The sequence below is a fragment of the Rhodovulum viride genome (genome assembly GCF_003265965.1).
Taxonomy (GTDB): domain Bacteria; phylum Pseudomonadota; class Alphaproteobacteria; order Rhodobacterales; family Rhodobacteraceae; genus Rhodovulum; species Rhodovulum kholense.
In genome coordinates, this window is record NZ_MUAV01000028.1 from 1 (window position 1) to 22073 (window position 22073).

Consider the following 22073-nt stretch of genomic DNA (forward strand, 5'->3'; position numbering starts at 1 on the left):
CATCAAGGTGAAAGGCGAAGGCGAGTGGCACAGACGCAAACACGGCGCCTCGAAGTGCCGTGTCTGGCGCAAGATCCACATCGGCATAGACGAGGAAACGCTGGAGATCCGGGCCGTCGAAGTCACCTCCAGCAATGCAGGCGACGCGCCGATGCTGCCTGAGCTCCTGAAGCAGATCGGCCTGGATCGGCAAATCGCCACGGTCACTGCCGACGGCGCCTATGACACGCGCGCCTGCCACGACGCCATCGCCGACCGCGGCGCGGCCGAAATCATTCCGCCGCGCCGCAACGCCATGCCATGGAAGCGGGACAGCGCCGGAGCCCGCGCACGAAACGAGATCCTGCGAGCATCGAAGCCCCTCGGCCGGGCACTCTGGCGGAACTGGAGCGGGTCCCACCGCCGGAGCAGGGTCGAAACGAAAATGAACTGCGTGAAACTGCTCGGCCAGAGGCTGATGTCACGGGACTTCGACCGCCTGGTTGCCGAAGTCCAGATCCGGGCGGCGGTCCTCAACCGCTTCACGGCGCTCGGCATCCCGCTCACCGTGGCCATGGGATAAGTGTGTCCGGGGAAAGGGGAACTGCGGTCGTCAGCTGATTTGCGCAACAGCGCCGCGTTCGTGGCCCGATACCATTCGACAAGCGGGGGCAGGGGCGTTCGTGCCGGGCCGGTGCGTGAAGCCCGGTCCGCGTTCCGCTTGACGGATGCGGGCGGTCTTGGGGCATGGGGCATCGGACGCAAGGCGGTTTGCGGGATACCTGCCCGGACCACGCCGGGTTGTGCAATGTTAACTTCTTGTTAGCATTAAACTTCTTGACTCTGCGAGCGGTCTGGGGTATACCTTCGGGCATGCTGGAAGACGTGGGTTTGGCGGCCCGGGGGACCCCCGGAGGCCGCCTTTTTGTTGTCTTCTTCCTGCGCTGGGCGGACCAATCAGGCAGATGCGATGACAAATGATCCCTCTCCTGAAGCGGGCGGCGCGGCGGCGTGGGCGCTGCTTGAGGAAGCAGAAGAACATTACAGGCGCACGATCCGCGCCCTGAACGAACTGATCGAGGAAATCGAGGCTGGAAATTCCGAGCGTGCCCGCATGCTGCGCGGGGCGTTGAACGATCTCGGGAAGGCGGCACAGACGGCGTTCGACGAACGGCAGCGGGTTGAGAGGCGGCTGAATGCAGAAAGCGGGTCTGAAGGCGGAATCCAAGCGCTTGATCTTGAACAGGCACGCCTTGAAGTCGGGCGCCGACTGGATCGCCTGCGCGACACCCGAGATGCAGGCCGCCTTTCTGGAGGGGTTGAATGACTCGGCGCTGCTGGCGCTGCCGTATCTGTTCGAGTTCTGGGCGTTGCCACATCAGCTGCCGCCCGAGGGCGAGTGGCGGTCCTGGGTGATCATGGGCGGCCGGGGCTCGGGCAAGACGCGGGCCGGATCTGAATGGGTCCGGTCGCAAGTCGAGGGCGCAAGGCCGCTTGACGAAGGCCGGGCCCGGCGGGTGGCCCTGGTCGGCGAGACCGTCGACGAGGCCCGCGAGGTCATGGTGTTCGGCGAAAGCGGCATTCTGGCCTGTTCGCCTCCCGACCGGCGGCCGAACTGGGAGGCAACGCGGCGGCGGCTGGTCTGGCCGAATGGTGCGGTGGCGCAGGTGTTTTCGGCGCATGACCCGGATTCGCTGCGTGGGCCGCAATTCGAAGCCGCCTGGTCGGACGAGCTGGCAAAATGGAAGCGGGCCGAAGAGACCTGGGACATGTTGCAGTTCGGGCTGCGGCTGGGGCAGGCTCCGCGGCAATGCGTGACGACGACGCCGCGCAACGTGGCAGTGCTGAAGTCGATCCTCGCGAACCCCTCGACCGTGGTTACCCACGCGCCGACCGAGGCCAACCGGGCCAATCTGGCGGCCTCGTTCCTCGAGGCGGTCCGGACCCGCTATGCGGGCACCCGGCTCGGGCGGCAGGAACTTGACGGCGTGCTTCTCGACGAGGCGGACAGCGCGCTTTGGACGCTGAGCCGGATCGAGGCGCTGAGGGTCGACGAGGCGCCGCCGCTGGACCGGATCGTGGTTGCCGTCGATCCGCCGGTCACGAGCCGGGAAAGCTCGGACGAATGCGGGATCGTGGTGGCCGGGGTCAGGATGCAGGGGCCGCCGCAGACCTGGTGCGCCTATGTGCTGGAGGATGTCAGTATCGGCGGCGTCGCCCCGACGGCGTGGGCGACGGTCGCAATCGAGGCGATGGAGCGCTATGGCGCCGAGCGGCTGGTCGCCGAGGTGAACCAGGGCGGCGATCTGGTCGAAACGGTGATCCGCCAGCTCGACCCCATGGTGCCTTTCCGCGCGGTTCGCGCGACGCGGGGCAAGATCGCCCGGGCCGAGCCGGTGGCCGCGCTTTACGAGCAGGGCCGCGTCAGGCACCTGCGGGGTCTGCAAGTTCTGGAAGAGCAGATGTGCCACATGACGGCGCGGGGGTACGAGGGCAAGGGCAGCCCGGACCGGGTGGATGCGCTGGTCTGGGCGATCAACGACCTGATGATCGCCCCGGCGGCGCAGTGGCGGCGGCCGAGGGTGCGCGGGCTCTAATTCGGCACACCCGTCCTTGCGGGCCGGGCCGCGGCCCGGCGCCGGTCGAACCATGTTCGGACCTAATCGGGGACTGTCCCGGGTCTTCGCCGCTGCTTTTGGGCCGGTCGTCGGCAGAGCCGACGGAAATCGGAGGATGATCTGCAATGAAATTCAAACTTTTCCGCCGCGCGGCGGAACGACTGCCCGAAACCAAGGCCTCGGCCACCGGCCCGGTGATCGCCTGGGCGGGGGCGGGGCGCGCGGCCTGGACGCCACGCGATACGGGGTCGCTGATCAGGTCCGGGTTCAACGGCAATCCCGTGGGCTTTCGCGCGGTCAAGCTGATCGCGGAATCCGCGGCGGCGCTGCCGCTGATCTGCCAGGACGACGAGCGACGCTACGAGGCGCATCCCGTGCTGGAGTTGCTGAAGCGGCCGAACCCGGCGCAGGGACGCGCCGAATTGCTGGAGGCGCTTTACGGGCAGTTGCTGCTGTCGGGAAACGGCTATCTCGAGGCCGTGGGCGGCGAGGGCGGGCTGCCGTTCGAGCTGCATGTGCTGCGGTCAGACCGGATGCGGCTGGTGCCGGGGGCCGATGGCTGGCCGGTCGCCTATGACTACATGGTGGGCGCGCGCAAGCACCGGTTCGACATGACCGGGGCGGTTCCGCCGATCTGCCACATCAAGAACTTCCATCCGCAGGACGACCATTACGGGTTGTCGGCGATGCAGGCGGCCGCCACGGCCATCGACGTGCACAACTCTGCCTCGCGCTGGTCGAAGGCGCTCTTGGACAACGCCGCGCGGCCCTCCGGGGCAATCGTCTATCACGGCGGCGACGGCCAGTCGACGCTGAGCGAGGAACAATATGCCCGGCTGCAGGACGAGATGCTGTCCTATCATCAGGGCGCGGCCAATGCCGGGCGGCCGATGTTGCTGGAGGGCGGGCTCGACTGGAAGCCGATGGGGTTCTCGCCCTCGGACATGGAGTTTCAGAAGACCAAGGAGGCCGCGGCCCGCGAGATTGCCACGGCCTTCGGTGTGCCGCCCATGTTGTTGGGCATTCCGGGCGAGGCAACTTACGCGAATTACCAGGAGGCAAACCGTGCCTTTTACCGGCTGACCGTGGTCCCGCTGGTGGCCAAGGTCGCCGGAGCGGTGGCCGAGTTCCTGACCCATTTCGGCGGCGGCGCGGTTGCGCTCCGGCCCGATCTCGATCAGGTGCCGGCGCTGGCCGCAGAGCGGGATACGCAATGGAAGAGAATCTCCGAAGCCGACTTCCTGACCGAGGACGAGAAACGCGCGCTGCTCGGCCTGCCGAGGCGGCCGGAGGGCAGGTGAGGGTGGCCGGGCAACGGTCCGGCTCGCGGTTTCTCTACGCCCCGTTCGACGCGACGCATATCCGGATCGAGGCCAGCGAGCGGGTGATGGAGGAGCGCTGGAGCGCCCTCGAATACCGCCTGAAACGCATCGAGGAAATGCTGGACCAGATCGAAAAGCGCATGTGGCTGACGGTCTACGGGATCGTGGCGGTGATCCTGGCCGAGGGTATCGCCTCGATCCTGTCCGCCATTTCGACGCCTTAGAAGCGAAGAGGACAGAGGTGATGAAGGAGTACGAAAATGGCATCGCGCTCGAACGCAAGTTCTGCAAGAACGATGCCTTGCCGTTGGCGCTGAAGGACGGCGCGGTGATCGAGGGCTATGCCTCGGTGTTCGGCGCCGCCGATTACGGGGGCGATATCGTCCAGAGCGGCGCCTACACAGCCTGCCTGCGGCAGATGGGCAGCGAAGGTCGGCGGGTGAAGATGCTTTGGCAGCACGACCCTTGCGAGCCGATCGGCGTCTGGGACGAGGTGCGCGAGGATGCCCGCGGGCTGTATGTCAAGGGCCGTATCCTGACCGATGTGACACGGGGCCGCGAGGCGGTGGCGCTGGTCGCGGCGGGTGCCATCGACGGGTTGTCGATCGGCTATCGGACCAAGCGCGCCGGCAAGGATGACAGCGGGCACCGTCTGCTGGCCGAGCTGGAGCTGTGGGAGGTGTCGCTGGTGACCTTTCCGATGCTGGCCGACGCGCGCGTCGGCACCAAGGCGGAGGGCACCGCGGAGGAGCTCTTGCGCGACCTGGCGGAGGCCTTTGCGGGCGCCCGCCGGATGCTGGCCGAAGGCTAGCCCCCTCTTCAAGTCTCATTCCCAGACAGGACTGCCAACATGACCGAGACCGAAATCAAGGCCGGGCGGGCCCATGGTCCCGCTATGGAGATGCGTGAAGCTCTGGAGGACTTCCTGATCGATTTCAGGGGCTTCCAGTCGGAAGTGAAATCGAGACTCAAGCAACAGGAAGAGCGACTGACCATGTTCGACCGGAAATCACAAGTCACGGCGGGTCGTCCCGCCCTGTCCCGCGCCGTCGAGATCGAGGTGCCCCACAAGAAGGCCTTCGGCGCCTATCTGAGGTCCGGCGACGACGATGCGCTGCGCGGGCTCGAATTCGAGGGCAAGGCCATGTCGACGGCCGTCGCCGGCGAGGGCGGCTATCTGATCGACCCCGAGACGGCCAGTACGATCAAGTCGGTGCTGACCGCAACGGCCTCGATCCGGTCGATTGCCCAGGTGGTGACGGTCGAGGCCAGTTCATATGACGTGCTGGTCGATCATTCGGATACCGGCTCGGGCTGGTCGAGCGAGACCGGCAGCCAGGTCGAGACCGGGACGCCACAGATCGAGCGGGTGACGATCCCGCTGCACGAACTGTCGGCGATGCCGAAGGTCAGCCAGCGCCTGCTGGACGACAGTGCCTTCGATATCGAGGGTTGGCTGGCTGGCCGGATTGCCGACAAGTTCTCGCGGGCCGAGGCCGCGGCCTTCATTCTGGGCGACGGGACCGACAAGCCGCGCGGGTTTCTCAGCCATCCCAAGGTCGCCGAGGCGAGCTGGAGTTGGGGAAGCCTGGGCTATGTCGCGACCGGCGCCGATGGCGATTTCGACGTGGGCGCGCCGTCGGACGCGATCCTTGATCTGGTCTATTCGCTGGGCGCGGTCTATCGGGCGAATGGCAGCTTCGTGATGAACTCGAAGACCGCGGGCGCGGTGCGCAAGATGAAGGATGCGGACGGGCGGTTCCTGTGGTCGGACGGTCTGGCCGCGGCCGAGCCCGCGCGGCTGCTGGGTTATCCGGTGCTGATCGCCGAGGACATGCCCGACATCGCGCCGGACGCGACGGCCATTGCCTTTGGCGACTTCCAGGCCGGCTATACCGTCGCCGAGCGCCCCGATCTGCGGGTGCTGCGCGATCCCTTCTCGGCCAAGCCGCATGTGCTTTTCTACGCCACCAAGCGCGTGGGCGGCGATGTCAGCGACTTCGCCGCAATCAAGGTGCTGAAGTTCTCGGTCGCCTGACACCGGCGGATCGGGTCCCCACCAGCAAACCCGGCCCCGGTACCGGGCCGGTGAGATGCGCGCCGGCCCCCCGGGGCCCGCCCCGGTGCTCCCTCCATCGGAGCGGGACGGGCCGGCGCGCGTCAACCTCGCGTCGAGCGACAGCGGAGAGACGGAAAATATGATGCTGATAGAGCGGACGACGGTGGCGGCTGCGGCGCTTCCGCTTGCGCAGTTCAAGGCGCATCTGCGCCTCGGAACCGGCTTTGCCGATGCCGGGGATCAGGATGCCTATCTGGAGACGCTGCTGCGCGCGGCGCTGGCGGCCATCGAGGCGCGGACCGGCAAGGTGCTGATTTCCCGAAGTTTCAGCTATGTGCTTTATGGCTGGCGCCGGGGCGGCAGTCAGTCCTTGCCGGTCGCTCCGGTGCGGGCGGTGACCGAGATCCGGATCGTCGACCGGGACGGCGTGGCGGTGCCGGTCGCCCCCGAGCGCTATCACTTGCTGGCCGATGCGCATCTGCCGGTGGTGCGGGGCACGGGCGGCGCGATGCCCGGCATTCCCTTCGAGGGCAGCGCCGAGATCGATTTCGAGGCGGGCTTCGGTCCCGACTGGGCGGCGGTGCCCGAGGATCTGGGCCATGCCGTGCTGCTGCTGGCAGCCCATTATTACGAGAACCGGCTGGAGCAGACCGTCGGCGGCGGCGCGATGCCCTTCGGGATCGCAGCCCTGACCGACCGCTGGCGCATGCTGCGGCTGACACCGGGGAGCGCGTGATGGCGCGGTCGCCGATCCTGAGCCGCCGCCTGGTGCTGGAGGTGCCGGTGCAGGTCGCCGATGGTGCCGGAGGCTTTTCCGAAACCTGGGTGACCCGCGGCACGCTGTGGGCCGAGGTTGCCGTACGCAGCGGGGGCGAGCAGGTCGGCGAAGAGCTGGCCTTGTCGCGGGTGCTGTACCGGATCGTGGTCCGCGGCGCGCCTCCGGGCGCGCCGGAACGGCCCGTCGCCGGTCAGAGGTTCCGCGAGGGACAGCGGCTCTTCCGCATCCGTGCGGTGACCGAGCATGACGCGCGCGGGCACTATCTGGCCTGCCTTGCCGAAGAGGAGTTGGCGGCATGAGCTATGGCATGGCGGCCGCCTTGCAGGCCGCGATCTTTCAGCGGATTTCGGGGCATGCTGCCGTGTCCGCGATCGTGGGCGAGGCGGTCTATGACGCCGTGCCCGCGGGCCGTCTTCCGCCGATCTATGTAAGTCTCGGACCGGAAGAGGTCCGCGATGCCTCCGACAAGGGCGCAAACGGCGCGCTGCATCTTGTGACGATCTCGGTCGTCAGCGAAGAGGCCGGCTTCGCCCGGGCGAAGGCCGCTGCCGGAGCCATTTCCGATGCCCTGACCGAGGCGCCGCTGGCGCTGGTTCGGGGCAGGGTGGTCGGACTTTGGTTCGACCGCGCCCGCGCCCGACGTGTCGGCGCGCAGGATCAGCGCCGCATCGACCTGCGGTTCTCCGTCCGGGTCGAGGACGATTGAATGACATACCTGGAGTACGCGAAATGACGGCGCAGAACGGCAAGGATCTTCTCATCAAGGTCGATATCTCGGGCGCGGGAGACTTCTCGACCTTTGCGGGTCTGCGGGCCTCGCGCATCAGCTTCAACGCCGAGCCGGTGGACGTGACCAGCCTGGAAAGCCAGGGCGGGTGGCGCGAGCTCTTGTCGGGCGCGGGGGTCAAGTCGGCCGCTATCACCGGATCGGGCGTCTTCAAGGATGCCGAGACCGACGCTCGCGCCCGCGAGGTCTTCTTCGAGGGTCTGATGCCGGTCTTCCAGCTGGTGATCCCGGACTTCGGGATTGTCGAGGGACGGTTTCAGGTCAGCAGCCTGGAATATGCCGGCAGCCACAATGGCGAAGCCACCTATGAAATGACGCTTGCTTCGGCCGGTGTCCTCAACTTTACGGCGATGTAAGCATGCCAAACCCCCATGCAGGCGAAGTCGCGCTGATGGTCAACGGAGAACGGCAGGTTCTCAAGCTTACGCTTGGTGCCCTGGCCGAGCTGGAGGCGGCGCTGGGCGCCGACACCCTGCTGACCCTGATCGAGCGCTACGAGGAAGGGCATTTCGCGACGCGAGACGTGATTGCGCTGTTGCTGGCCGGGCTTCGGGGAGGCGGCTGGAAGGGCACGACCGCCGACCTTGCCGAAGCCGATATCGGCGGCGGTCCGATCGCCGCGGCCCAGGCCGCCGCGCAGCTTTTGGCCCGGGCCTTCACCTTGCCGGAGGCAAAGCAGGATGGGCTTTGACTGGGGCGGCCTGATGCGGGCGGGCATTCGCGGTCTCGGTCTGAGACCCTCCGAGTTCTGGGAGCTCACACCCGCGGAACTGATGTTGATGCTGGGGGCCGAAGGCGGGCCTGCCCCCATGAGCCGTGCGCGGCTGGAGGAACTGGCCCGCGCCTTTCCGGATAAACTGAGGGACGAAGGATAGGCCATGGCCGAGCCTGAGGATATCGAGGCTTTCGAGGCGCAACTGAACGCGCTGGAGACGACCTTGGGGGGAGCGAGCGGTACGGCCGCGGCCTTCGAGGTGGAACTTGTGCGGATGCGGGACTCGCTGACGCTGACGAACCGCGAGGTCAGTTCGTTGTCGAATGCCATCGGTCGCGGCCTGAGGGGGGCTTTCGACGGGCTGGTCTTCGACGGAATGAAACTGTCGGATGCATTGAAGTCGGTCGCGAACTCGGTTGCGAATGCGACCTATGCTGCGGCGGTCAAGCCGGTGCAGAACCAGCTGGGCGGCCTGCTTGCCGGCGGTATCGAGGGGCTTCTGGGCGCCGCACTTCCCTTTGCCAGGGGCGCGCCCTTCTCGCAGGGGCGGGTCATCCCCTTCGCCTCGGGCGGCATCGTCGGCCAGGCGACCTATTTCCCGATGCGGGGCGCGACCGGACTGATGGGCGAGGCGGGGCCGGAAGCGATCCTGCCGCTGTCCCGCGGGGCCGATGGCCGGTTGGGGGTCCGGTCGGACGGGAGCGGGTCGTCGCGTCCGATCCAGATCGTCATGAACATCAGCACGCCTGACGTGCAGGGCTTCGCGCGCAGCCAAAGCCAGATCGCGGCCGAAATGAGCCGCCTGCTGTCGCGCGGCCAGCGAAACAGGTGAAGGAGGACAGAGCCCATGGCATTTCATGAAGTCCGCTTCCCGGCCAATCTGAGTTTCGGGTCGGTCGGCGGTCCGGAGCGCCGAACAGAGATCGTGACGCTGGCCAATGGTTATGAGGAACGCAACACCCCCTGGGAACATGCGCGGCGGCGCTACGATGCCGGTGTCGCAATGAGTTCGCTCGACGATGTCGAGCAGTTGGTCGCCTTCTTCGAGGCACGGCGCGGCCAGCTTTACGGATTCCGCTGGAAGGACTGGTCCGACTACAAGTCTTGCCGTCCGTCGGGCGAGGTTGGTTCCGGCGATCAGGTGATCGGGATCGGCGATGCCGACACCGTCCAGTTTCAGTTGAGGAAGACCTATGCTTCGGGCGGCCAGTCCTATGTGCGCCCGATCGCCAAGCCGGTGGCCGGTACGGTGACCGTCGCGGTCGACGGACGCACGTTGTTCGCCCCGGTCGATTTCGGCGTCGAGGCCTCGACCGGGATCGTGACGCTGGCCGAGCCCCCGGCGATGGGCGCGGTGGTGACCGCCGGGTTCGAGTTCGACGTGCCGGTGCGGTTCGATACCGATCGGATCCAGACCTCGGTCGAGAGTTTCCGGGCGGGCGAAGTGCCTTCGGTCCCGGTCGTGGAGCTGCGGATCTGATGCCGCTCTCGGCGACATTTCAGGCCCATCTGGAAAGCGGCGCGACGACGCTTGCCAGGGCCTGGGCGCTGACGCGCCAGGACGGCGTGGTCATGGGCTTTACCGATCACGACCGCGATCTGGCCTTCGCGGGCATCACCTTCCGCGCCGATACCGGCATGACGGCACGGGCGCTGAGCCAGACCACCGGCCTTTCGGTCGACAACTCGGCGGCCGTGTCGGCGCTGAGTTCGGAGGCGATCACCGAAGAGGACATTTCGGCCGGGCGCTATGACGGCGCGGCGCTGAGGATCTGGATGGTGAACTGGCGCGATCCCGTCCAGCATGCGCTGATCTTCACCGGCACGCTGGGCGAGATGACCCGGACGGCCGGGGCCTTCGAGGCCGAATTGCGCGGTCTGGCCGAGGGGCTGAACCAGCCGCAGGGTCTGGTCTATCAGGCGCCCTGCGGGGCGGTTCTGGGCGATGCGGCCTGCCGCTTCGACACCGCTCATCCCGATTTCTCGACTGTCGTTCCTGTGGCAAGCGTGACCGGACGACGCCTGTTCCGGATCGCCGGACTGTCGGGCTTTGCTCCGCGCTGGTTCGAACAGGGGCGACTTGAGGTGGTGTCGGGGCCAGCGGCGGGGCTGGTGGGCGCGATCAAGGGAGACCGCGAGGAAAGCGGTGTCCGGGTGATCGAGCTCTGGACCGAGATCCGCGGCACCGTCCTGGCGGGCGACACTCTGCGGCTGGTCGCGGGCTGCGACCGGCGGGCAGAGACCTGCCGGGACAAGTTCGATAATTTCCTCAACTTCAGAGGGTTTCCGCATATTCCGGGCGAGGACTGGCTGATGAGCTATCCGACCCGCTCGGGGCTGAACGACGGGGGAAGTCTGAAATCATGACCATCATGGGAGAACGCGCCGCCAATGAGGCGCGCCGCTGGATCGGGACGCCCTATCGGCATCAGGGATCGGTGCGCGGCGCCGGGGCGGATTGCCTCGGGCTTCTGCGCGGTGTCTGGCGGTCGCTTTACGGTCGCGAGCCGGAAGAGGTGCCGCCCTATACGCCGGACTGGTCCGAGCCTCAGGGCGAAGAGATCCTGTGGCGCGCGGCCGGGCGGCATCTGATCGCCAAACCGCTGGAAGAGGCTGCCGAGGGCGATGTGATCCTGTTCCGGATGCGCGACGACACTGTTGCCAAGCATCTGGGCGTTCAGGGTCGGGTCGACGAGGCGCCGAGTTTCATCCACGCCTATTCGGGGCGCGGGGTGGTCGAAAGCTCGCTTTCCCAGCCCTGGGCGCGGCGGATCGTGGCCCGCTTTGCCTTTCCCGAGGGGATCTGACCCATGGCGACGATCGTTTTGTCGGCGGCCGGAGCCGCGGCCGGCTCGGCGCTGGGCGGGTCGGTTCTGGGGCTGTCGAGCGCGGTTCTTGGACGGGCCGTGGGCGCCACGCTGGGCCGGGTAATCGACCAGCAGCTTCTGGGCAGCGGATCGCAGGCGGTCGAGACCGGCAAGGTCGAGAGGTTTCGCCTGACCGGCGCCAGCGAGGGCGCGGCCGTCGGCCGGCTATGGGGGCGGTCGCGGGTGGCGGGTCAGGTGATCTGGGCCTCGCGCTTTCGCGAGACGGTCAGCACGCATGGCGGCGGAAAAGGCGCGCCGAGCAAGCCCAAGGTCAAGGAATACAGCTATTCGGTCAGTCTGGGGATCGCACTCTGCGAGGGCCAGATCGCCCGGGTCGGCCGGATCTGGGCCGATGGCGCCGAGATCGAGCCGCAATCCTTGACTCTGCGCGTCTATGACGGGTCCGAAGACCAGCTGCCCGATGCGCTGATCGAGGCGGTCGAAGGGCCGGGCCGGGCTCCGGCCTATCGCGGCATCGCCTATGTGGTAATCGAGGACATGGAGCTTGCGCGCTTCGGCAACCGCGTGCCGCAACTGTCCTTCGAGGTCGTGCGGCGGGCGGCGGGAACGACGGACGATCTGCCCGCGCTGGTGCAGGGCGTGTCGCTGATCCCGGGCACCGGCGAATATGCCCTGGCGACAACGCCGGTTCATTTCTCTTACGCGCCGGGGCAGGCGGTATCGGCGAACGTCAATTCGCCAAGCGGCAAGACCGACATCGCCACATCGCTTGACATGCTGCAGGGCGAATTGCCCAACGTGGGCTCGGTTTCGCTGGTGGTGAGCTGGTTCGCTTCGGATCTGCGCGCGCCGATCGCGCGGCTTCGGCCGAAGGTCGAACAGACCGACTTCGACGGCAACCCTATGCCCTGGCGGGTGGCGGGTCTGAGCCGGAGCGCGGCCGAGATCGTGCCCCATGTCGACGGGCGACCGATCTATGGTGGCACACCTGCCGATGCCAGCGTGATCGAGGCGATCCAGGCGCTGAAGGCGCGCGGTCAGGCCCCGGTTTTTTACCCGTTCATTCTCATGGACCAGCTGCCGGGCAATGCGCTGATCGACCCTTATACGGGCGCGGCAGGTCAGCCGCCCTTGCCCTGGCGCGGCCGCATCACGCTGAATTTCGCTCCTGCCCATCCCTTCACCACGGATGGCACGCGGTTCGCGGAAGACGAGGTTGCGCTGTTCTTCGGCACGGCACGGCCGGAGGATTTTGCGGCCTCGGGACAGAGCGTTGCCTATGCCGGAACCGATGACTGGAGCTATCGACGCTTCATCCTGCACTATGCCCATCTTTGCGCGTTGGCGGGGGGCGTGTCGGCCTTCTGCATAGGGTCCGAGCTGCGCGGTCTGACGACGATCCGCGGCGGGTCCGGGCGGTTTCCGGCGGTCGATGCGCTGCGTGCGCTGGCCGGGGATGTGCGCGCCATCCTCGGGCCCGGCTGCAAGATCGGCTATGCCGCCGACTGGAGCGAGTATTTCGGCTATCACCCCGAGACCGCTCCGGGCGACGTGCATTTCCATCTCGATCCGCTCTGGGCGGACCCGGCGATCGGCTTCATCGGGATCGACAACTACATGCCCCTGTCGGACTGGCGCGACGGCGACGATCATGCCGATGCCGCCTGGGGCGCGATCCACGATCTGGACTATCTGCGCGCGAATATCGAGGGCGGCGAGGGGTTCGACTGGTATTATGCCTCGCAGGCCGCCCGCGATGCGCAGATCCGAAGCGCGATCACCGACGGCGCTCATGGCGAGCCCTGGGTCTGGCGCTACAAGGACATCCGCAGCTGGTGGCAGAGCGCCCATCACGACCGGATCGATGGGGTTCGCAGCGCGACGCCGACGGCCTGGGTTCCGCAATCGAAGCCGATCTGGTTCACAGAACTCGGGTGCCCGGCGGTCGACAAGGGGACCAACGCGCCCAACCTTTTCAGCGACGCGAAATCCTCGGAAAGCGCGTTGCCGCCATATTCGACTGGCGCGCGCGACGACCTGATCCAGCACCAGTATCTGCGGGCGCTGCTGGGCTATTGGGCCGACCCGGCGGTGAACCCGGTTTCGCCGCTTTACGGCGGGCCGATGGTGGATCTGTCGCGGGCGCATGTCTGGGCCTGGGACGCGCGGCCCTATCCGCAGTTTCCCGGGAACCGGACGCTTTGGTCGGATGGCGACAATTACGGGCGTGGGCACTGGCTGAACGGGCGTGCTTCGGCGCAGGCTCTGGATGCCGTAATCCGCGAGATCTGTACCGCCTCGGGGGTGACCGATCTGGACGTGTCCGATGTCTACGGGCTGGTCCGGGGCTATGCGGTCAGCGATCTGGCCGGGGCGCGGTCGGCGTTGCAGCCCCTGATGCTGGCTTTCGGCATCGAGGCGGCCGAGCGCGATGGCCGGATCGTGTTTTTCAATCGCGACGGGCGGGCCGGGGTCGTCCTCGACCCCGCCGATCTGGCCCGGACCGGCGATCTGGCCGGCGATATCGAACACAGCCGGACCCCGGGGGCCGAGACCGCCGGGCGGGTGCGCCTGTCCTTTGTCGAGGCCGACGGCGCCTATGAGACCCGGGCGGCCGAAGCGATCTTTCCGGACGAGGCCAGCCGGTCGGTCTCTGTCAGCGAAGTGCCGCTGGTTCTGACGGCGGCCGAGGGGCAGGCCGTCGTCGAGCGCTGGCTGTCGGAATCGCGGGTGGCGCGCGATCGGGTGCGGCTGGCCTTGCCGCTGTCGACGCTGTCCGTGGGGGCGGGCGATGTGATGCAGTTGCCATCCGGCGACTACCGGATCGACCGGGTCGATCTGGCCGATACGCGGCAGATCGAGGCAGTGCGGGTCGAGCGGGGACTTTACCTGCCGCCGCGCTTCGAGGATCGCGGCGTGGCCCAGGCCGCGTTTGTTGCGCCGGTGCCTGTGCATGCGGTTTTCCTGGATTTGCCGCTTCTGACCGGCGAGGAAGTACCCCATGCGCCCCATGTCGCGGCGGTCGCGACCCCCTGGCCCGGTACGGTCGACGTCTACACGGCGGTCGAGGATGCGGGCTACACGTTGAACGCGACGCTCGACCGGTCCGCAGTGATCGGTCTGACCGAGACGCCGCTTACGGCAGCCGAACCCGGCCGTTGGGACCGGGGGCCCGCGCTTCGGGTCAAGCTTGCGGCGGGCAGTCTCGCCTCGGTCGGCGAGGCCGATCTGTTGGCCGGGGCCAATGTCGCGGCGATCGGGGCGGGCGGACCCGGGGGGTGGGAGGTATTCCAGTTCGCCGAAGCCGAACTGATCGGGCCGCGAACCTACGAGCTGAGGCTGAGGCTTCGCGGGCAGGCCGGGACCGAGGCCGACATGCCCGAGATCTGGCCCGTGGGAAGCACCGTCGTGCTGCTTGATGCGCGGGTGCCGCAGATCGCGCTTGCCGCGTCGGCGCGGGGGCTTGCGCGGCATTACCGGATCGGCCCCGGGACGCGGGCCTATGACGACCCGAGCTACGACCATGTCCGGCTGGCCTTCGACGGGATCGGGCTTCGGCCCTATGCCCCCTGTCATCTTAAGGCGGTGCGAGCGTCCGGCGGCGATCTGAAGCTGAGCTGGGTACGCCGCACGCGGGTGGACGGCGACAGTTGGGCCTCGTTCGAGGTGCCGCTGGGCGAAGAGCGCGAGCTTTATTCGGTGCTGGTGAAGTCCGGCGAAGGTGCGGTGCTGCGGACCGAAACCGTCGCCGCAACAGGCTGGACCTATACCGCGGCCATGCAGGCGGCAGACGGGACGACAGCGCCCTACGCGCTCGAGGTGGCGCAACTGTCCGACCAGTTCGGACCCGGACCCTATCGGAGGATCGAGATCGATGGCTGACACCCCGAACCTGTCGCTTCCGCTGCTGCAGGCGGCGCAGTCTCAGAAACATGTGACCGTGAACGAGGCGCTGACCCGGCTCGACGCGCTGGTGCAGCTTCGGCTGCAAAGCGTCACCGTTTCGGCCCCGCCAATGGGGGCGCCGGACGGTCAGGCCTGGGGCGTTCCGGCCGGGGGCGAGGGCCTTTGGGAGGGACAGGACGGCCGGATCGCGGTGCTGGACAATGGCGGCTGGGTCTTCGTCGCCCCGTTGCCCGGCTGGCGGGCCTATGTGGTCGATGCGGGCGCGGACATGCGCTGGACCGGCAGCGCCTGGGCCGCCATCGGCGCGGCGGTTTCGGCCTCGGGCGCAGGTATTGCGCTGCGGGTGCTGGAGTTCGACCATGTCCTGACGCCCGGAGGGGCGCAGGACACGGGTGTGGCGATCCCGTCCCATGCGACCGTTTTCGGCGTGACCGGGCGCGTGATCGAGGCGATCTCGGGCACGCTTTCCGCCTGGCGGCTGGGCGCGGACGGATCGGACAACCGATTCGGCTCGGGCCTGGGCCTGGGGCTCAATTCCTATGTGCACGGGGTTCTGGGCTCGCCCCTGACGGGCTACGCGCCGATGCCGCTGACCCTGACGCCCGAGGGCGGCGACTTTTCCGGCGGCACCGTGCGGCTTGCCGTCCATTTCGCCGAACTGACGATTCCGGCCAGCGTCTGAGGCGGCGGGATGCGTCCGGTGCTTCATGGAGATGCGGTGGCCGCGGCGCGGGCGCTTTATGCCTTGCCGCAGGCCGACCGTGCCGGAGCGATCCAGGCGATGCTCTTGCGGGCCGAGGCGGCGGATGCCTATCGCAAGCGGTTCGGGCGCGGCCATCCGCTCTGGGGAAACGGATCGCTGATGGCACTGGTTCAGCGCGGGGCGCTGCCGCCCGAACCCTCACTGGACGAGCCGGAGTATTGCCGCTGCCTGGCGCAGGTTTTCGCGGCGCTGGCGGCCTGGCGGGACTGGAAGGCGGCCTTCCCGCAGCCGGGCTGAACCGAAGGCCGCCGCGAAAACGGGCGACGGCAGGTCGGTTCGGCGTCCGGGCGGGCCGGGCGCGGTCACGTCTGCGCGCGTGTGCGGCTTGATCTTGGAAGCGGGGCCGGATCTGCTGTAGGATGGGGCGCACACGAAAGGGAACGCCCATGCCCGAGATCAAGCCGCGCCTTGCCGAACTCGACCCGGTCTGGAAACGGATCTGCGACGAGGCCGAGGAGGCCGTGCGCGCCGAACCCCTGCTGGGCGGGCTGATGCATTCGAGCCTGTTGCACCATGCCGGGTTCGACGACGCGCTGGCCTACCGCTTTGCGATGAAGCTCTCCTCCGGCGACATGTCCGAGCAGTTGTTGCGCGAGATCGCCGATGCGGCCTATGCCGACGATCCGGGGCTCGGCCGGGCGGCGCGGGCAGATCTGACGGCGGTCTACGACCGCGATCCGGCCTGCCATCGCTATATCCAGCCGATCCTCTTCTTCAAGGGGTACCAGGCCCTGCAAGCCTATCGGGTGGGGCACTGGCTTTGGCGGCGGGGCCGACAGGACATGGCCTATCTGGTGCAGATGCGGGTGTCGGAATGCTTTGGCGTCGACATTCATCCGGCAGCGCGGATGGGGCAGGGGATCATGATCGACCATGCCCATTCCATTGTGATCGGCGAGACCGCCGTGGTGGGCGACAACGTCTCGATGCTGCATTCGGTGACGCTGGGCGGGACCGGCAAGGACGATGGCGACCGTCACCCGAAAATCGGCGACGGGGTGCTGATCGGGGCCGGGGCCAAGGTTCTGGGCAACATCCATGTCGGCCATTGCTCGCGGATCGCGGCGGGGTCGGTGGTGTTGCAGGACGTGCCGCCCTGTTCGACTGTCGCCGGGGTGCCCGCGCGGATTGTGGGCGAGGCGGGCTGCGACCAGCCCTCGGTCATGATGGATCACCGGCTTGGCGGCTGCGGCTGCAGCGAGGACTGAAAGCCGGGTGAGGGTCCGATGATCCCGAGCGGGGAGGTTTGACGCTCAGGCTTGCCTGTCTTCCCGCCTGAAACGCGCGGGGCAGCCATCAGCGGTTTGATCTGGTACAGGTGCGGGCGCGGCGGCGCTGAGGATCATCCGGCGATGGGCGCGCGGTGAAAAGCCGGTCCAGCGGCGATAGGCCCGGGTGAAATGCGCCGGGTCGGCATAGCCCAGATGATCGGCGATCTCGGCGATGGGGCCGTCGCTGGCCATCAGGTTCTGGGCCTCGCGAACCAGTTCCGTGTCGAGCAGAGCGCTCCATGTCTCACCGCTGAGGTCGAGCCGCCTCTGAAGGCTGCGCCGCGACAGACCGAGCCTGGCCGCGACGCGGTCGAGCCCGGGACGCCCGCGCAAAAGCTCCAGCCGGATGGCGGCGCGCACCCCGGCCACGGGATCGGCGGCCGCTGGCATGATGTCCGACGCGGCGTTGTGCGAGGGCGCGTCCATGCCCGCCGCTGGGTTGAGGGCCGCAAGACACCGTTCGTCCAAATCGATGCCCGGAACCGGGCTGTCGCCTCGGTCCGGCCCGCGCACCGGGGCGCGAAAAAGCCGTTCGAGATGGGCGATCCGCGCGCGGTCGATGTCGCGGACGCGGATCGCCTTGGGCGACCAGACCTTCCCCAGAAAATGCCGAAGCAGGTCGAGTTGATAGCCGATGGCCAGCAATTCGTTCTGGAACCGCCCGGCCTCGCCGCGCGTGTGGAAGACCATCGACCAGCGCACCCCCCGCCTCAGCCGGAAAAGCACCAGATCGGTATCGGTCTGCATCATCCGGTTCAGCGTGCCATTGGCGCGCCGGATCGCGGCGCCAAGCGTGGGAGCCGCGGTCGCGTCGGAACCATAGCGGCCCAGCATCCCGATTCGGGCGGCCGCGCCCATCTCGGCTCCGAAATCCGTGCTGCCGGTGTCGCGGCCCGCGGCCTGCAGGACGGCGTAGTGATCGCTCAGGGGCAACACCAGTTCGGGCCGGTCGAGAAGTCCGACGGGCAGATCCACTGCGCGCAGGATGCGGTCCATCCTGCCGCCGAGACGGCCCACGCACATTCTGATCGGCGCCAGCGCGCTGGCCCTGACATATCCTCCCATATCGGCGCCTCCCCGCGCAGCGTGGCACGAAATGGCAAGCGCGCAAAGCCGCGTAGCCTTAGCCTGAGCGGGAGGAGGGCCATCCCATGCCGCTTTGCCGTCTTATCCCGATCCTGATCCTGGCCGGTGTCTTCGGAGCCTCGGCACGGGCCGATCCGTTGCCGGTTGCGGTCTTCGACATCGAGTTCGTCAATTACAGTCAGGAGGTCGAGTTCGGCGCCACCAACGCGGCCGAACGGGCGCGGGCGCGGATGCTGTCGGATGCGTTCCGCACGCTTGTCGCGCAAAGCGGGCGCTACCGGCTGGTGGATATGACGACCGCCGAGACCGATCTGGCGCTTCACGGAAATCCCTTCAGCTGCAACGCCTGTGAGGCGGACATTGCCGCGCGGCTCGGCGCCGAGCGGTCCTTTACCGGCGCGGTGCAGAAGCTGTCGGTCCTGGTCCAGACCATCGTCATCCGCGAACGCGACACCCGGACAGGCGAGGTGCTGGCGCTTTACCAGACCGATATCCGGGGCAACACCGACGAAGCCTGGCGGCGCGGGCTTGCCTGGCTGATGAAGAACCGGATGCTGCCGGGCACCGCCGCGCTCGATGGCGACTAGATACTGCGTGGGCTGTCGCGCCGGATCTCTTCGTCAAGGATCTCCGCGATGACGCGGCAATCCTCCGGGGTGAAGGTCAGCGGCAACCGCAGGTCGATCAGACCTGCCAGAACGCGGTCGGTCCGGGGCAGGGGCTCGGGCGCCGCATAGCCCCAATGGGCATAGCGCGACGTGAAGCCCTGCGGTTGTGCCGCGCCGAACCATTTCAGCTCGACCCCGCGGGCGGCGCAGCGGGCAACGAGGGCCTCGATCCGGTCGGGCGTCCAGTCGGGCAGGCGGGCCTGGAAGGACGAACCGACGAAGCTCTCAGCAGCGGGCCGCTCGATCAGCGCAAGTCCCGGCGAGGCACGCAGTCCATTCTCAAGCGCGCGGTAAAGCCCGGCCCAGCGGACGATCCGGCCGGGCAGGTCCGCAAGCTGCGGCCGGAGGATCGCGGCGCGAAGGGCGTCCATCCGGCCCGAGACGTTGGGCACCTCGGTCCAGAGACCCTCGAAGACCTCGGGTGCCGGGGCCGCGCGGTGGCGCGGATACATCATGTAGGACCCCGACAGCAGTACGGCCCGGGCCATCAGCTCGGGGTCGTCGGAAATCAGCAGTCCCCCCTCGCCGGAATTGAGATGCTTGTAGGTCTGGGTCGAATAGCAGGCCATCGCGCCATGCCGCCCCGAGGCCACGCCGTTCCAGGCGGCCCCCATTGTATGGGCGCAATCCTCGATCACCCGCACCCCGGCGCCATCGCAGATCGCCATCAGCCGGTCCATGTCGCAGATATGGCCGCGCATATGCGACAGCAGCAGAACCCGCGCCCCGGTCTCGGCGATCCGGGCCTCAAGATGGTCGAGGTCGATGACCAGATCGGGCGTGACCTCGACCAGCACCGGCCGCGCGCCGAGGCTGGCGATGGCCCCCGGCACCGGTGCCAGCGTGAAGGCATTGGTCAGAACCGGCTCGTCCGGGCGCACCTGCAACGCCCTGAGCGCGCAGGCCAGCGCATAGCCGCCCGAGGCCACGGCCAGCGCGAAGCGAGCGCCGGTGAAACCCGCAAACTCTTCCTCCAGCACTGCAACCTCGCCCGCCTCGCCCTCGGCGAGGTTGTAGCGATGCAGCCGCCCGTGCCGCAGCACCGCGACCGCCGCCTCGATGGCGGCCTCGGATATCGGTTCCTGCTGGGTGAAGCTGCGGGTGAAGCGGCGCACCATGGCTCAGCGTTCCGGCAGCAGGCGGGCGACGAGGCCGTCAAGCTCGTCATAGCCCCCCATCAGCGCCTCGGGGACGAGGCCGGGCATTTCGGCTGCGGCGGGGCCGAAGGTCACCAGCACGCAGGGCACGCCCGCGGCGCGCGCGGTCGCGCGGTCGGTCGCACTGTCGCCGACCAGAAGCGAGTGCGCGACCTGCCCGCCCGCGCGCTCGACCGCCAGCACGTAAGGTGCGGGGTCGGGCTTTCTGACCTGCAGCGTGTCGGCCCCCACCAGCGAGGCGAACAGCCCCCGCACACCGAGCCGGGTCATCAGATCTTCGGCCAGGGCTTCGGGCTTGTTGGTGCAGATCCCGACCGCGATGCCCGCGGCCCGCAGCCTCTCGACCGCGTCGCGCGCGCCCGGATAAAGCCGCGTGTGGCGGTCGAGCCCGGCTGCGTAATGGTCGAGGAATAGGGGAAACTGCTCGGCCACCGGCGCCTCTTCGCCGATCTTCCCCAGACGCTCAAAGCCCAGCCGCAGCATCGCCCGCCCGCCAAGAAAGGCGGTGGCGGCATCGGCCTTGGGGTCCAGCGGGCGGCCCTTTCCCAGCGTATCGAAACAGGCATTGGCCGCGTCGATAAGGTCGTGGCTGGTATCGGCCAGGGTGCCGTCCAGATCAAAGATCACCGTCCGCATCCGCGCCTCGTCCTTCCGTTCGCCGCCCCTGTAACAGAGCGAAATGCCAAGTGAAGCGGCCGCCGGTTGCGAACCGCAGGAACCGCGATAAAAGGGGGACGAGAAAAAGGAAAGAGCAGATACCCCCATGCCCACCGCCCTGATCCTCCTGGCCGCCGGCCAGGGCAGCCGGATGATGTCCGACCGTGCCAAGGTGCTGCACGAGGTCGCCGGAGCGCCGCTTCTGGCCCATGCGATGGCGGCCGGCCGCGCGCTCGACCCGGCCCTGACCGTTGTCGTGACCGGACATCAGGCCGAGGCGGTGCGCGTCGCGGCACTCGACATCGACCCCGAGGTCGCCGTCGTCGAGCAGACCGAGCAGCTTGGCACCGGCCATGCCGTGGCCCAGGCCCGCCCCGCGCTGGACGGGTTTTCGGGCGACGCGATCGTGCTTTACGGCGACACCCCCTTCATCCGGCCAGAGACGCTCGAGGCGATGATGGCGGCGCGCGCCGATCATGCGGTGGTGGTGCTGGGCTTTCATGCCGCCGACCCCAAGCGCTACGGGCGGCTGGTGATGGCGGGGGAGACCCTCGACCGGATCGTCGAATATACGGACGCGACCGAGGCCGAACGCGCCCTGACCCTGTGCAATTCGGGCGTGATCGCGGCCGATTGCGTGACCCTGTTCGAGCTGATCGGCGCGCTGTCGAACGACAATGCGGCGGGCGAATACTACCTGACCGACGTGGTCGGGCTGGCCCGCGCCCGCGGGCTGTCGGCCGGTGTCGTGATCTGCGACGAGGCCGAGACGCTGGGCGTCAACTCGCGCGCCGATCTGGCCGCGGCCGAGGCCGCCTTTCAGGCCCGCGCGCGCGCCGAGGCGCTGGACAACGGGGTGACGCTGACAGCGCCCGACACAGTCTTCTTCGCCTTCGACACCGTGATCGGCCGCGATGCCGTGATCGAGCCCAACGTGATCTTCGGCGCCGATGTCACCGTCGAATCCGGCGCCCGGATCCGCGCCTTTTCGCATCTTGAAGGTTGTCATGTCAGTCGTGGCGCCGTCGTCGGGCCCTTCGCCCGGCTGCGCCCCGGGGCTGAACTGGCCGAGGACGTCCGGGTCGGCAACTTCGTCGAGATCAAGAACGCGCAGGTGGCCGAGGGCGCCAAGGTCAACCACCTGTCCTATATCGGCGACGCCACGGTGGGCGAGCACGCCAATATCGGCGCGGGCACCGTGACCTGCAATTATGACGGCGTCTTCAAGCACCGGACCGAGATCGGTGCCCATGCCTTCATCGGGTCGGACACGATGCTGGTGGCGCCGGTGCGGATCGGCGCTCATGCCATGACCGCCTCGGGCTCGGTCATCACCACGAACGTGCCCGACGACGCGCTGGCGCTGGGCCGCGCGCGGCAAGAGGTCAAGCCGGGGCTCGCGCGGCGGCTGATGGACCGCCTGCGGGCCGAGAAGGCGAAACGCAAGGGACATTAGGCGGGCCTTCCCGCCCCATACGG

At 68.1% G+C, this 22073-nt stretch carries 26 protein-coding genes and 1 pseudogene; 23 read left to right on the forward strand and 4 right to left on the reverse strand.

Annotated elements, in window-relative coordinates; translation table 11 throughout:
* The 19 genes and pseudogenes from BYZ73_RS17955 to BYZ73_RS24185 all read left to right on the forward strand — a co-directional run.
* Positions 1-562: IS5 family transposase (locus BYZ73_RS17955; protein WP_112317116.1), on the forward strand; the 562-nt coding region annotated here is incomplete at its 5' end.
* Positions 563-949: 387 nt separating this feature from the next.
* Entirely contained in the window at positions 950-1306 is a 357-nt protein-coding gene (locus BYZ73_RS23885; RefSeq protein WP_245895657.1) for a hypothetical protein, read from the forward strand.
* On the forward strand, positions 1275-2576 hold the full coding sequence (locus BYZ73_RS17960) for a DNA-packaging protein (protein ID WP_245943222.1): 1302 nt from the start codon (positions 1275-1277) through the stop codon (positions 2574-2576). The genes BYZ73_RS23885 and BYZ73_RS17960 overlap by 32 nt, the downstream gene beginning before the upstream one ends.
* Before the next feature lie 146 nt (positions 2577-2722).
* Complete coding sequence (locus BYZ73_RS17965) at positions 2723-3898, forward strand: phage portal protein (protein ID WP_112317121.1); 1176 nt, start codon at positions 2723-2725, stop codon at positions 3896-3898.
* 2 nt (positions 3899-3900) lie between these two features.
* The gene (locus BYZ73_RS17970) at positions 3901-4143 is read left to right on the forward strand and encodes a GTA head formation protein, RCAP_rcc01685 family (RefSeq protein WP_075785209.1); all 243 of its coding nucleotides are present in this window, start codon (positions 3901-3903) and stop codon (positions 4141-4143) included.
* Between the two features lie 20 nt (positions 4144-4163).
* Positions 4164-4730 (forward strand): HK97 family phage prohead protease, encoded by a 567-nt coding sequence (locus tag BYZ73_RS17975; protein WP_108026914.1) that lies wholly within the window; start codon positions 4164-4166, stop codon positions 4728-4730.
* 39 nt (positions 4731-4769) lie between these two features.
* Entirely contained in the window at positions 4770-5957 is a 1188-nt protein-coding gene (locus tag BYZ73_RS17980; protein WP_108026917.1) for a phage major capsid protein, read from the forward strand.
* A gap of 163 nt (positions 5958-6120) precedes the next feature.
* Positions 6121-6714 carry a head-tail connector protein gene (locus BYZ73_RS17985; protein WP_342768225.1) on the forward strand — a complete coding sequence of 198 codons (594 nt, stop codon included), beginning with the start codon at positions 6121-6123 and terminating at the stop codon, positions 6712-6714.
* Positions 6714-7055 (forward strand): head-tail adaptor protein, encoded by a 342-nt coding sequence (locus BYZ73_RS17990; protein WP_112317125.1) that lies wholly within the window; start codon positions 6714-6716, stop codon positions 7053-7055. Before BYZ73_RS17985 ends, BYZ73_RS17990 begins: the two co-directional genes overlap by 1 nt.
* On the forward strand, positions 7052-7462 hold the full coding sequence (locus tag BYZ73_RS17995; RefSeq protein WP_112317127.1) for a DUF3168 domain-containing protein: 411 nt from the start codon (positions 7052-7054) through the stop codon (positions 7460-7462). The genes BYZ73_RS17990 and BYZ73_RS17995 overlap by 4 nt, the downstream gene beginning before the upstream one ends.
* 23 nt (positions 7463-7485) lie before the next feature.
* Positions 7486-7899, forward strand: a complete 414-nt coding sequence (locus BYZ73_RS18000; protein WP_108026928.1) for a phage major tail protein, TP901-1 family — start codon at positions 7486-7488, stop codon at positions 7897-7899.
* Between the two features lie 2 nt (positions 7900-7901).
* Positions 7902-8234, forward strand: a complete 333-nt coding sequence (locus BYZ73_RS18005; protein ID WP_108026930.1) for a gene transfer agent family protein — start codon at positions 7902-7904, stop codon at positions 8232-8234.
* A complete protein-coding gene (locus tag BYZ73_RS18010) occupies positions 8224-8418 on the forward strand; it encodes a rcc01693 family protein (RefSeq protein WP_108026932.1) in 195 nt (64 codons plus the stop codon). The genes BYZ73_RS18005 and BYZ73_RS18010 overlap by 11 nt, the downstream gene beginning before the upstream one ends.
* Before the next feature lie 3 nt (positions 8419-8421).
* A complete protein-coding gene (locus BYZ73_RS18015; protein ID WP_112317130.1) occupies positions 8422-9090 on the forward strand; it encodes a phage tail tape measure protein in 669 nt (222 codons plus the stop codon).
* Between the two features lie 15 nt (positions 9091-9105).
* Positions 9106-9738, forward strand: coding sequence for a DUF2460 domain-containing protein (locus BYZ73_RS18020; RefSeq protein WP_108026936.1), 633 nt, complete (start codon positions 9106-9108; stop codon positions 9736-9738).
* Positions 9738-10625 carry a DUF2163 domain-containing protein gene (locus tag BYZ73_RS18025; RefSeq protein ID WP_112317132.1) on the forward strand — a complete coding sequence of 296 codons (888 nt, stop codon included), beginning with the start codon at positions 9738-9740 and terminating at the stop codon, positions 10623-10625. The genes BYZ73_RS18020 and BYZ73_RS18025 overlap by 1 nt, the downstream gene beginning before the upstream one ends.
* Positions 10622-11065, forward strand: a complete 444-nt coding sequence (locus tag BYZ73_RS18030) for an NlpC/P60 family protein (protein WP_112317134.1) — start codon at positions 10622-10624, stop codon at positions 11063-11065. Before BYZ73_RS18025 ends, BYZ73_RS18030 begins: the two co-directional genes overlap by 4 nt.
* A 3-nt stretch (positions 11066-11068) precedes the next feature.
* Positions 11069-14968 (forward strand): baseplate multidomain protein megatron, encoded by a 3900-nt coding sequence (locus BYZ73_RS18035; protein ID WP_112317136.1) that lies wholly within the window; start codon positions 11069-11071, stop codon positions 14966-14968.
* Positions 14961-15272, forward strand: a pseudogene (locus BYZ73_RS24185) (DUF2793 domain-containing protein); the annotation flags it as partial. The gene BYZ73_RS18035 and the pseudogene BYZ73_RS24185, both read left to right, overlap by 8 nt.
* Positions 15273-15565: 293 nt before the next feature.
* Here the strand turns inward: BYZ73_RS24185 and BYZ73_RS24190 are convergent.
* The gene (locus BYZ73_RS24190) at positions 15566-15685 is read right to left on the reverse strand and encodes a hypothetical protein (RefSeq protein ID WP_371412527.1); all 120 of its coding nucleotides are present in this window, start codon (positions 15683-15685) and stop codon (positions 15566-15568) included.
* Between BYZ73_RS24190 and BYZ73_RS18045 the strand changes: the two genes are divergently transcribed.
* Together BYZ73_RS18045 and cysE are read left to right on the forward strand one after the other, a co-directional pair.
* Complete coding sequence (locus BYZ73_RS18045; protein ID WP_112317142.1) at positions 15684-15992, forward strand: DUF7742 family protein; 309 nt, start codon at positions 15684-15686, stop codon at positions 15990-15992. The two genes, BYZ73_RS24190 and BYZ73_RS18045, sit on opposite strands and share 2 nt — an antisense overlap.
* A gap of 149 nt (positions 15993-16141) precedes the next feature.
* A complete protein-coding gene (gene cysE, locus BYZ73_RS18050) occupies positions 16142-16963 on the forward strand; it encodes a serine O-acetyltransferase (protein WP_108026945.1) in 822 nt (273 codons plus the stop codon).
* Positions 16964-17008: 45 nt separating this feature from the next.
* On the opposite strand, the gene BYZ73_RS18055 is transcribed toward cysE, so the two are convergent.
* Complete coding sequence (locus BYZ73_RS18055; RefSeq protein WP_181498100.1) at positions 17009-18022, reverse strand: AraC family transcriptional regulator; 1014 nt, start codon at positions 18020-18022, stop codon at positions 17009-17011.
* A gap of 155 nt (positions 18023-18177) precedes the next feature.
* Between BYZ73_RS18055 and BYZ73_RS18060 the strand changes: the two genes are divergently transcribed.
* Positions 18178-18699, forward strand: coding sequence for a DUF3280 domain-containing protein (locus tag BYZ73_RS18060; protein ID WP_108026948.1), 522 nt, complete (start codon positions 18178-18180; stop codon positions 18697-18699).
* Here BYZ73_RS18060 and BYZ73_RS18065 read toward each other — a convergent pair.
* Positions 18696-19898, reverse strand: a complete 1203-nt coding sequence (locus tag BYZ73_RS18065; protein WP_112317146.1) for a DegT/DnrJ/EryC1/StrS family aminotransferase — start codon at positions 19896-19898, stop codon at positions 18696-18698. The two genes, BYZ73_RS18060 and BYZ73_RS18065, sit on opposite strands and share 4 nt — an antisense overlap.
* Positions 19899-19901: 3 nt before the next feature.
* The gene (locus BYZ73_RS18070) at positions 19902-20573 is read right to left on the reverse strand and encodes an HAD-IA family hydrolase (RefSeq protein WP_112317148.1); all 672 of its coding nucleotides are present in this window, start codon (positions 20571-20573) and stop codon (positions 19902-19904) included.
* A 127-nt stretch (positions 20574-20700) separates the two neighbouring features.
* Between BYZ73_RS18070 and glmU the strand changes: the two genes are divergently transcribed.
* Positions 20701-22050: a bifunctional UDP-N-acetylglucosamine diphosphorylase/glucosamine-1-phosphate N-acetyltransferase GlmU gene (glmU, locus tag BYZ73_RS18075; RefSeq protein ID WP_112317149.1), complete on the forward strand. Its 1350-nt coding sequence runs from the start codon at positions 20701-20703 to the stop codon at positions 22048-22050.
* The last annotated feature ends 23 nt before the right edge of the window (positions 22051-22073 follow it).

Excerpts from the sequence above, each read along its gene's own strand:
- BYZ73_RS23885 (WP_245895657.1), top strand. The coding sequence starts at position 950 with ATGACAAATGATCCCTCTCCTGAAGCGGGCGGCGCGGCGGCGTGGGCG.
- BYZ73_RS18065 (WP_112317146.1), bottom strand. The coding sequence starts at position 19,898 with ATGGTGCGCCGCTTCACCCGCAGCTTCACCCAGCAGGAACCGATATCC.
- BYZ73_RS18035 (WP_112317136.1), top strand. The coding sequence starts at position 11,069 with ATGGCGACGATCGTTTTGTCGGCGGCCGGAGCCGCGGCCGGCTCGGCG.
- BYZ73_RS17960 (WP_245943222.1), top strand. The coding sequence starts at position 1,275 with ATGCAGGCCGCCTTTCTGGAGGGGTTGAATGACTCGGCGCTGCTGGCG.
- cysE (WP_108026945.1), top strand. The coding sequence starts at position 16,142 with ATGCCCGAGATCAAGCCGCGCCTTGCCGAACTCGACCCGGTCTGGAAA.
- BYZ73_RS17990 (WP_112317125.1), top strand. The coding sequence starts at position 6,714 with ATGGCGCGGTCGCCGATCCTGAGCCGCCGCCTGGTGCTGGAGGTGCCG.
- BYZ73_RS18055 (WP_181498100.1), bottom strand. The coding sequence starts at position 18,022 with ATGGACCGCATCCTGCGCGCAGTGGATCTGCCCGTCGGACTTCTCGAC.
- BYZ73_RS18045 (WP_112317142.1), top strand. The coding sequence starts at position 15,684 with ATGCGTCCGGTGCTTCATGGAGATGCGGTGGCCGCGGCGCGGGCGCTT.
- BYZ73_RS17975 (WP_108026914.1), top strand. The coding sequence starts at position 4,164 with ATGAAGGAGTACGAAAATGGCATCGCGCTCGAACGCAAGTTCTGCAAG.
- BYZ73_RS18070 (WP_112317148.1), bottom strand. The coding sequence starts at position 20,573 with ATGCGGACGGTGATCTTTGATCTGGACGGCACCCTGGCCGATACCAGC.
- BYZ73_RS17995 (WP_112317127.1), top strand. The coding sequence starts at position 7,052 with ATGAGCTATGGCATGGCGGCCGCCTTGCAGGCCGCGATCTTTCAGCGG.
- BYZ73_RS18010 (WP_108026932.1), top strand. The coding sequence starts at position 8,224 with ATGGGCTTTGACTGGGGCGGCCTGATGCGGGCGGGCATTCGCGGTCTC.
- BYZ73_RS17965 (WP_112317121.1), top strand. The coding sequence starts at position 2,723 with ATGAAATTCAAACTTTTCCGCCGCGCGGCGGAACGACTGCCCGAAACC.
- BYZ73_RS18005 (WP_108026930.1), top strand. The coding sequence starts at position 7,902 with ATGCCAAACCCCCATGCAGGCGAAGTCGCGCTGATGGTCAACGGAGAA.
- BYZ73_RS18025 (WP_112317132.1), top strand. The coding sequence starts at position 9,738 with ATGCCGCTCTCGGCGACATTTCAGGCCCATCTGGAAAGCGGCGCGACG.
- BYZ73_RS17980 (WP_108026917.1), top strand. The coding sequence starts at position 4,770 with ATGACCGAGACCGAAATCAAGGCCGGGCGGGCCCATGGTCCCGCTATG.
- BYZ73_RS17985 (WP_342768225.1), top strand. The coding sequence starts at position 6,121 with ATGCTGATAGAGCGGACGACGGTGGCGGCTGCGGCGCTTCCGCTTGCG.
- glmU (WP_112317149.1), top strand. The coding sequence starts at position 20,701 with ATGCCCACCGCCCTGATCCTCCTGGCCGCCGGCCAGGGCAGCCGGATG.
- BYZ73_RS18060 (WP_108026948.1), top strand. The coding sequence starts at position 18,178 with ATGCCGCTTTGCCGTCTTATCCCGATCCTGATCCTGGCCGGTGTCTTC.
- BYZ73_RS18030 (WP_112317134.1), top strand. The coding sequence starts at position 10,622 with ATGACCATCATGGGAGAACGCGCCGCCAATGAGGCGCGCCGCTGGATC.
- BYZ73_RS18020 (WP_108026936.1), top strand. The coding sequence starts at position 9,106 with ATGGCATTTCATGAAGTCCGCTTCCCGGCCAATCTGAGTTTCGGGTCG.
- BYZ73_RS18000 (WP_108026928.1), top strand. The coding sequence starts at position 7,486 with ATGACGGCGCAGAACGGCAAGGATCTTCTCATCAAGGTCGATATCTCG.
- BYZ73_RS18015 (WP_112317130.1), top strand. The coding sequence starts at position 8,422 with ATGGCCGAGCCTGAGGATATCGAGGCTTTCGAGGCGCAACTGAACGCG.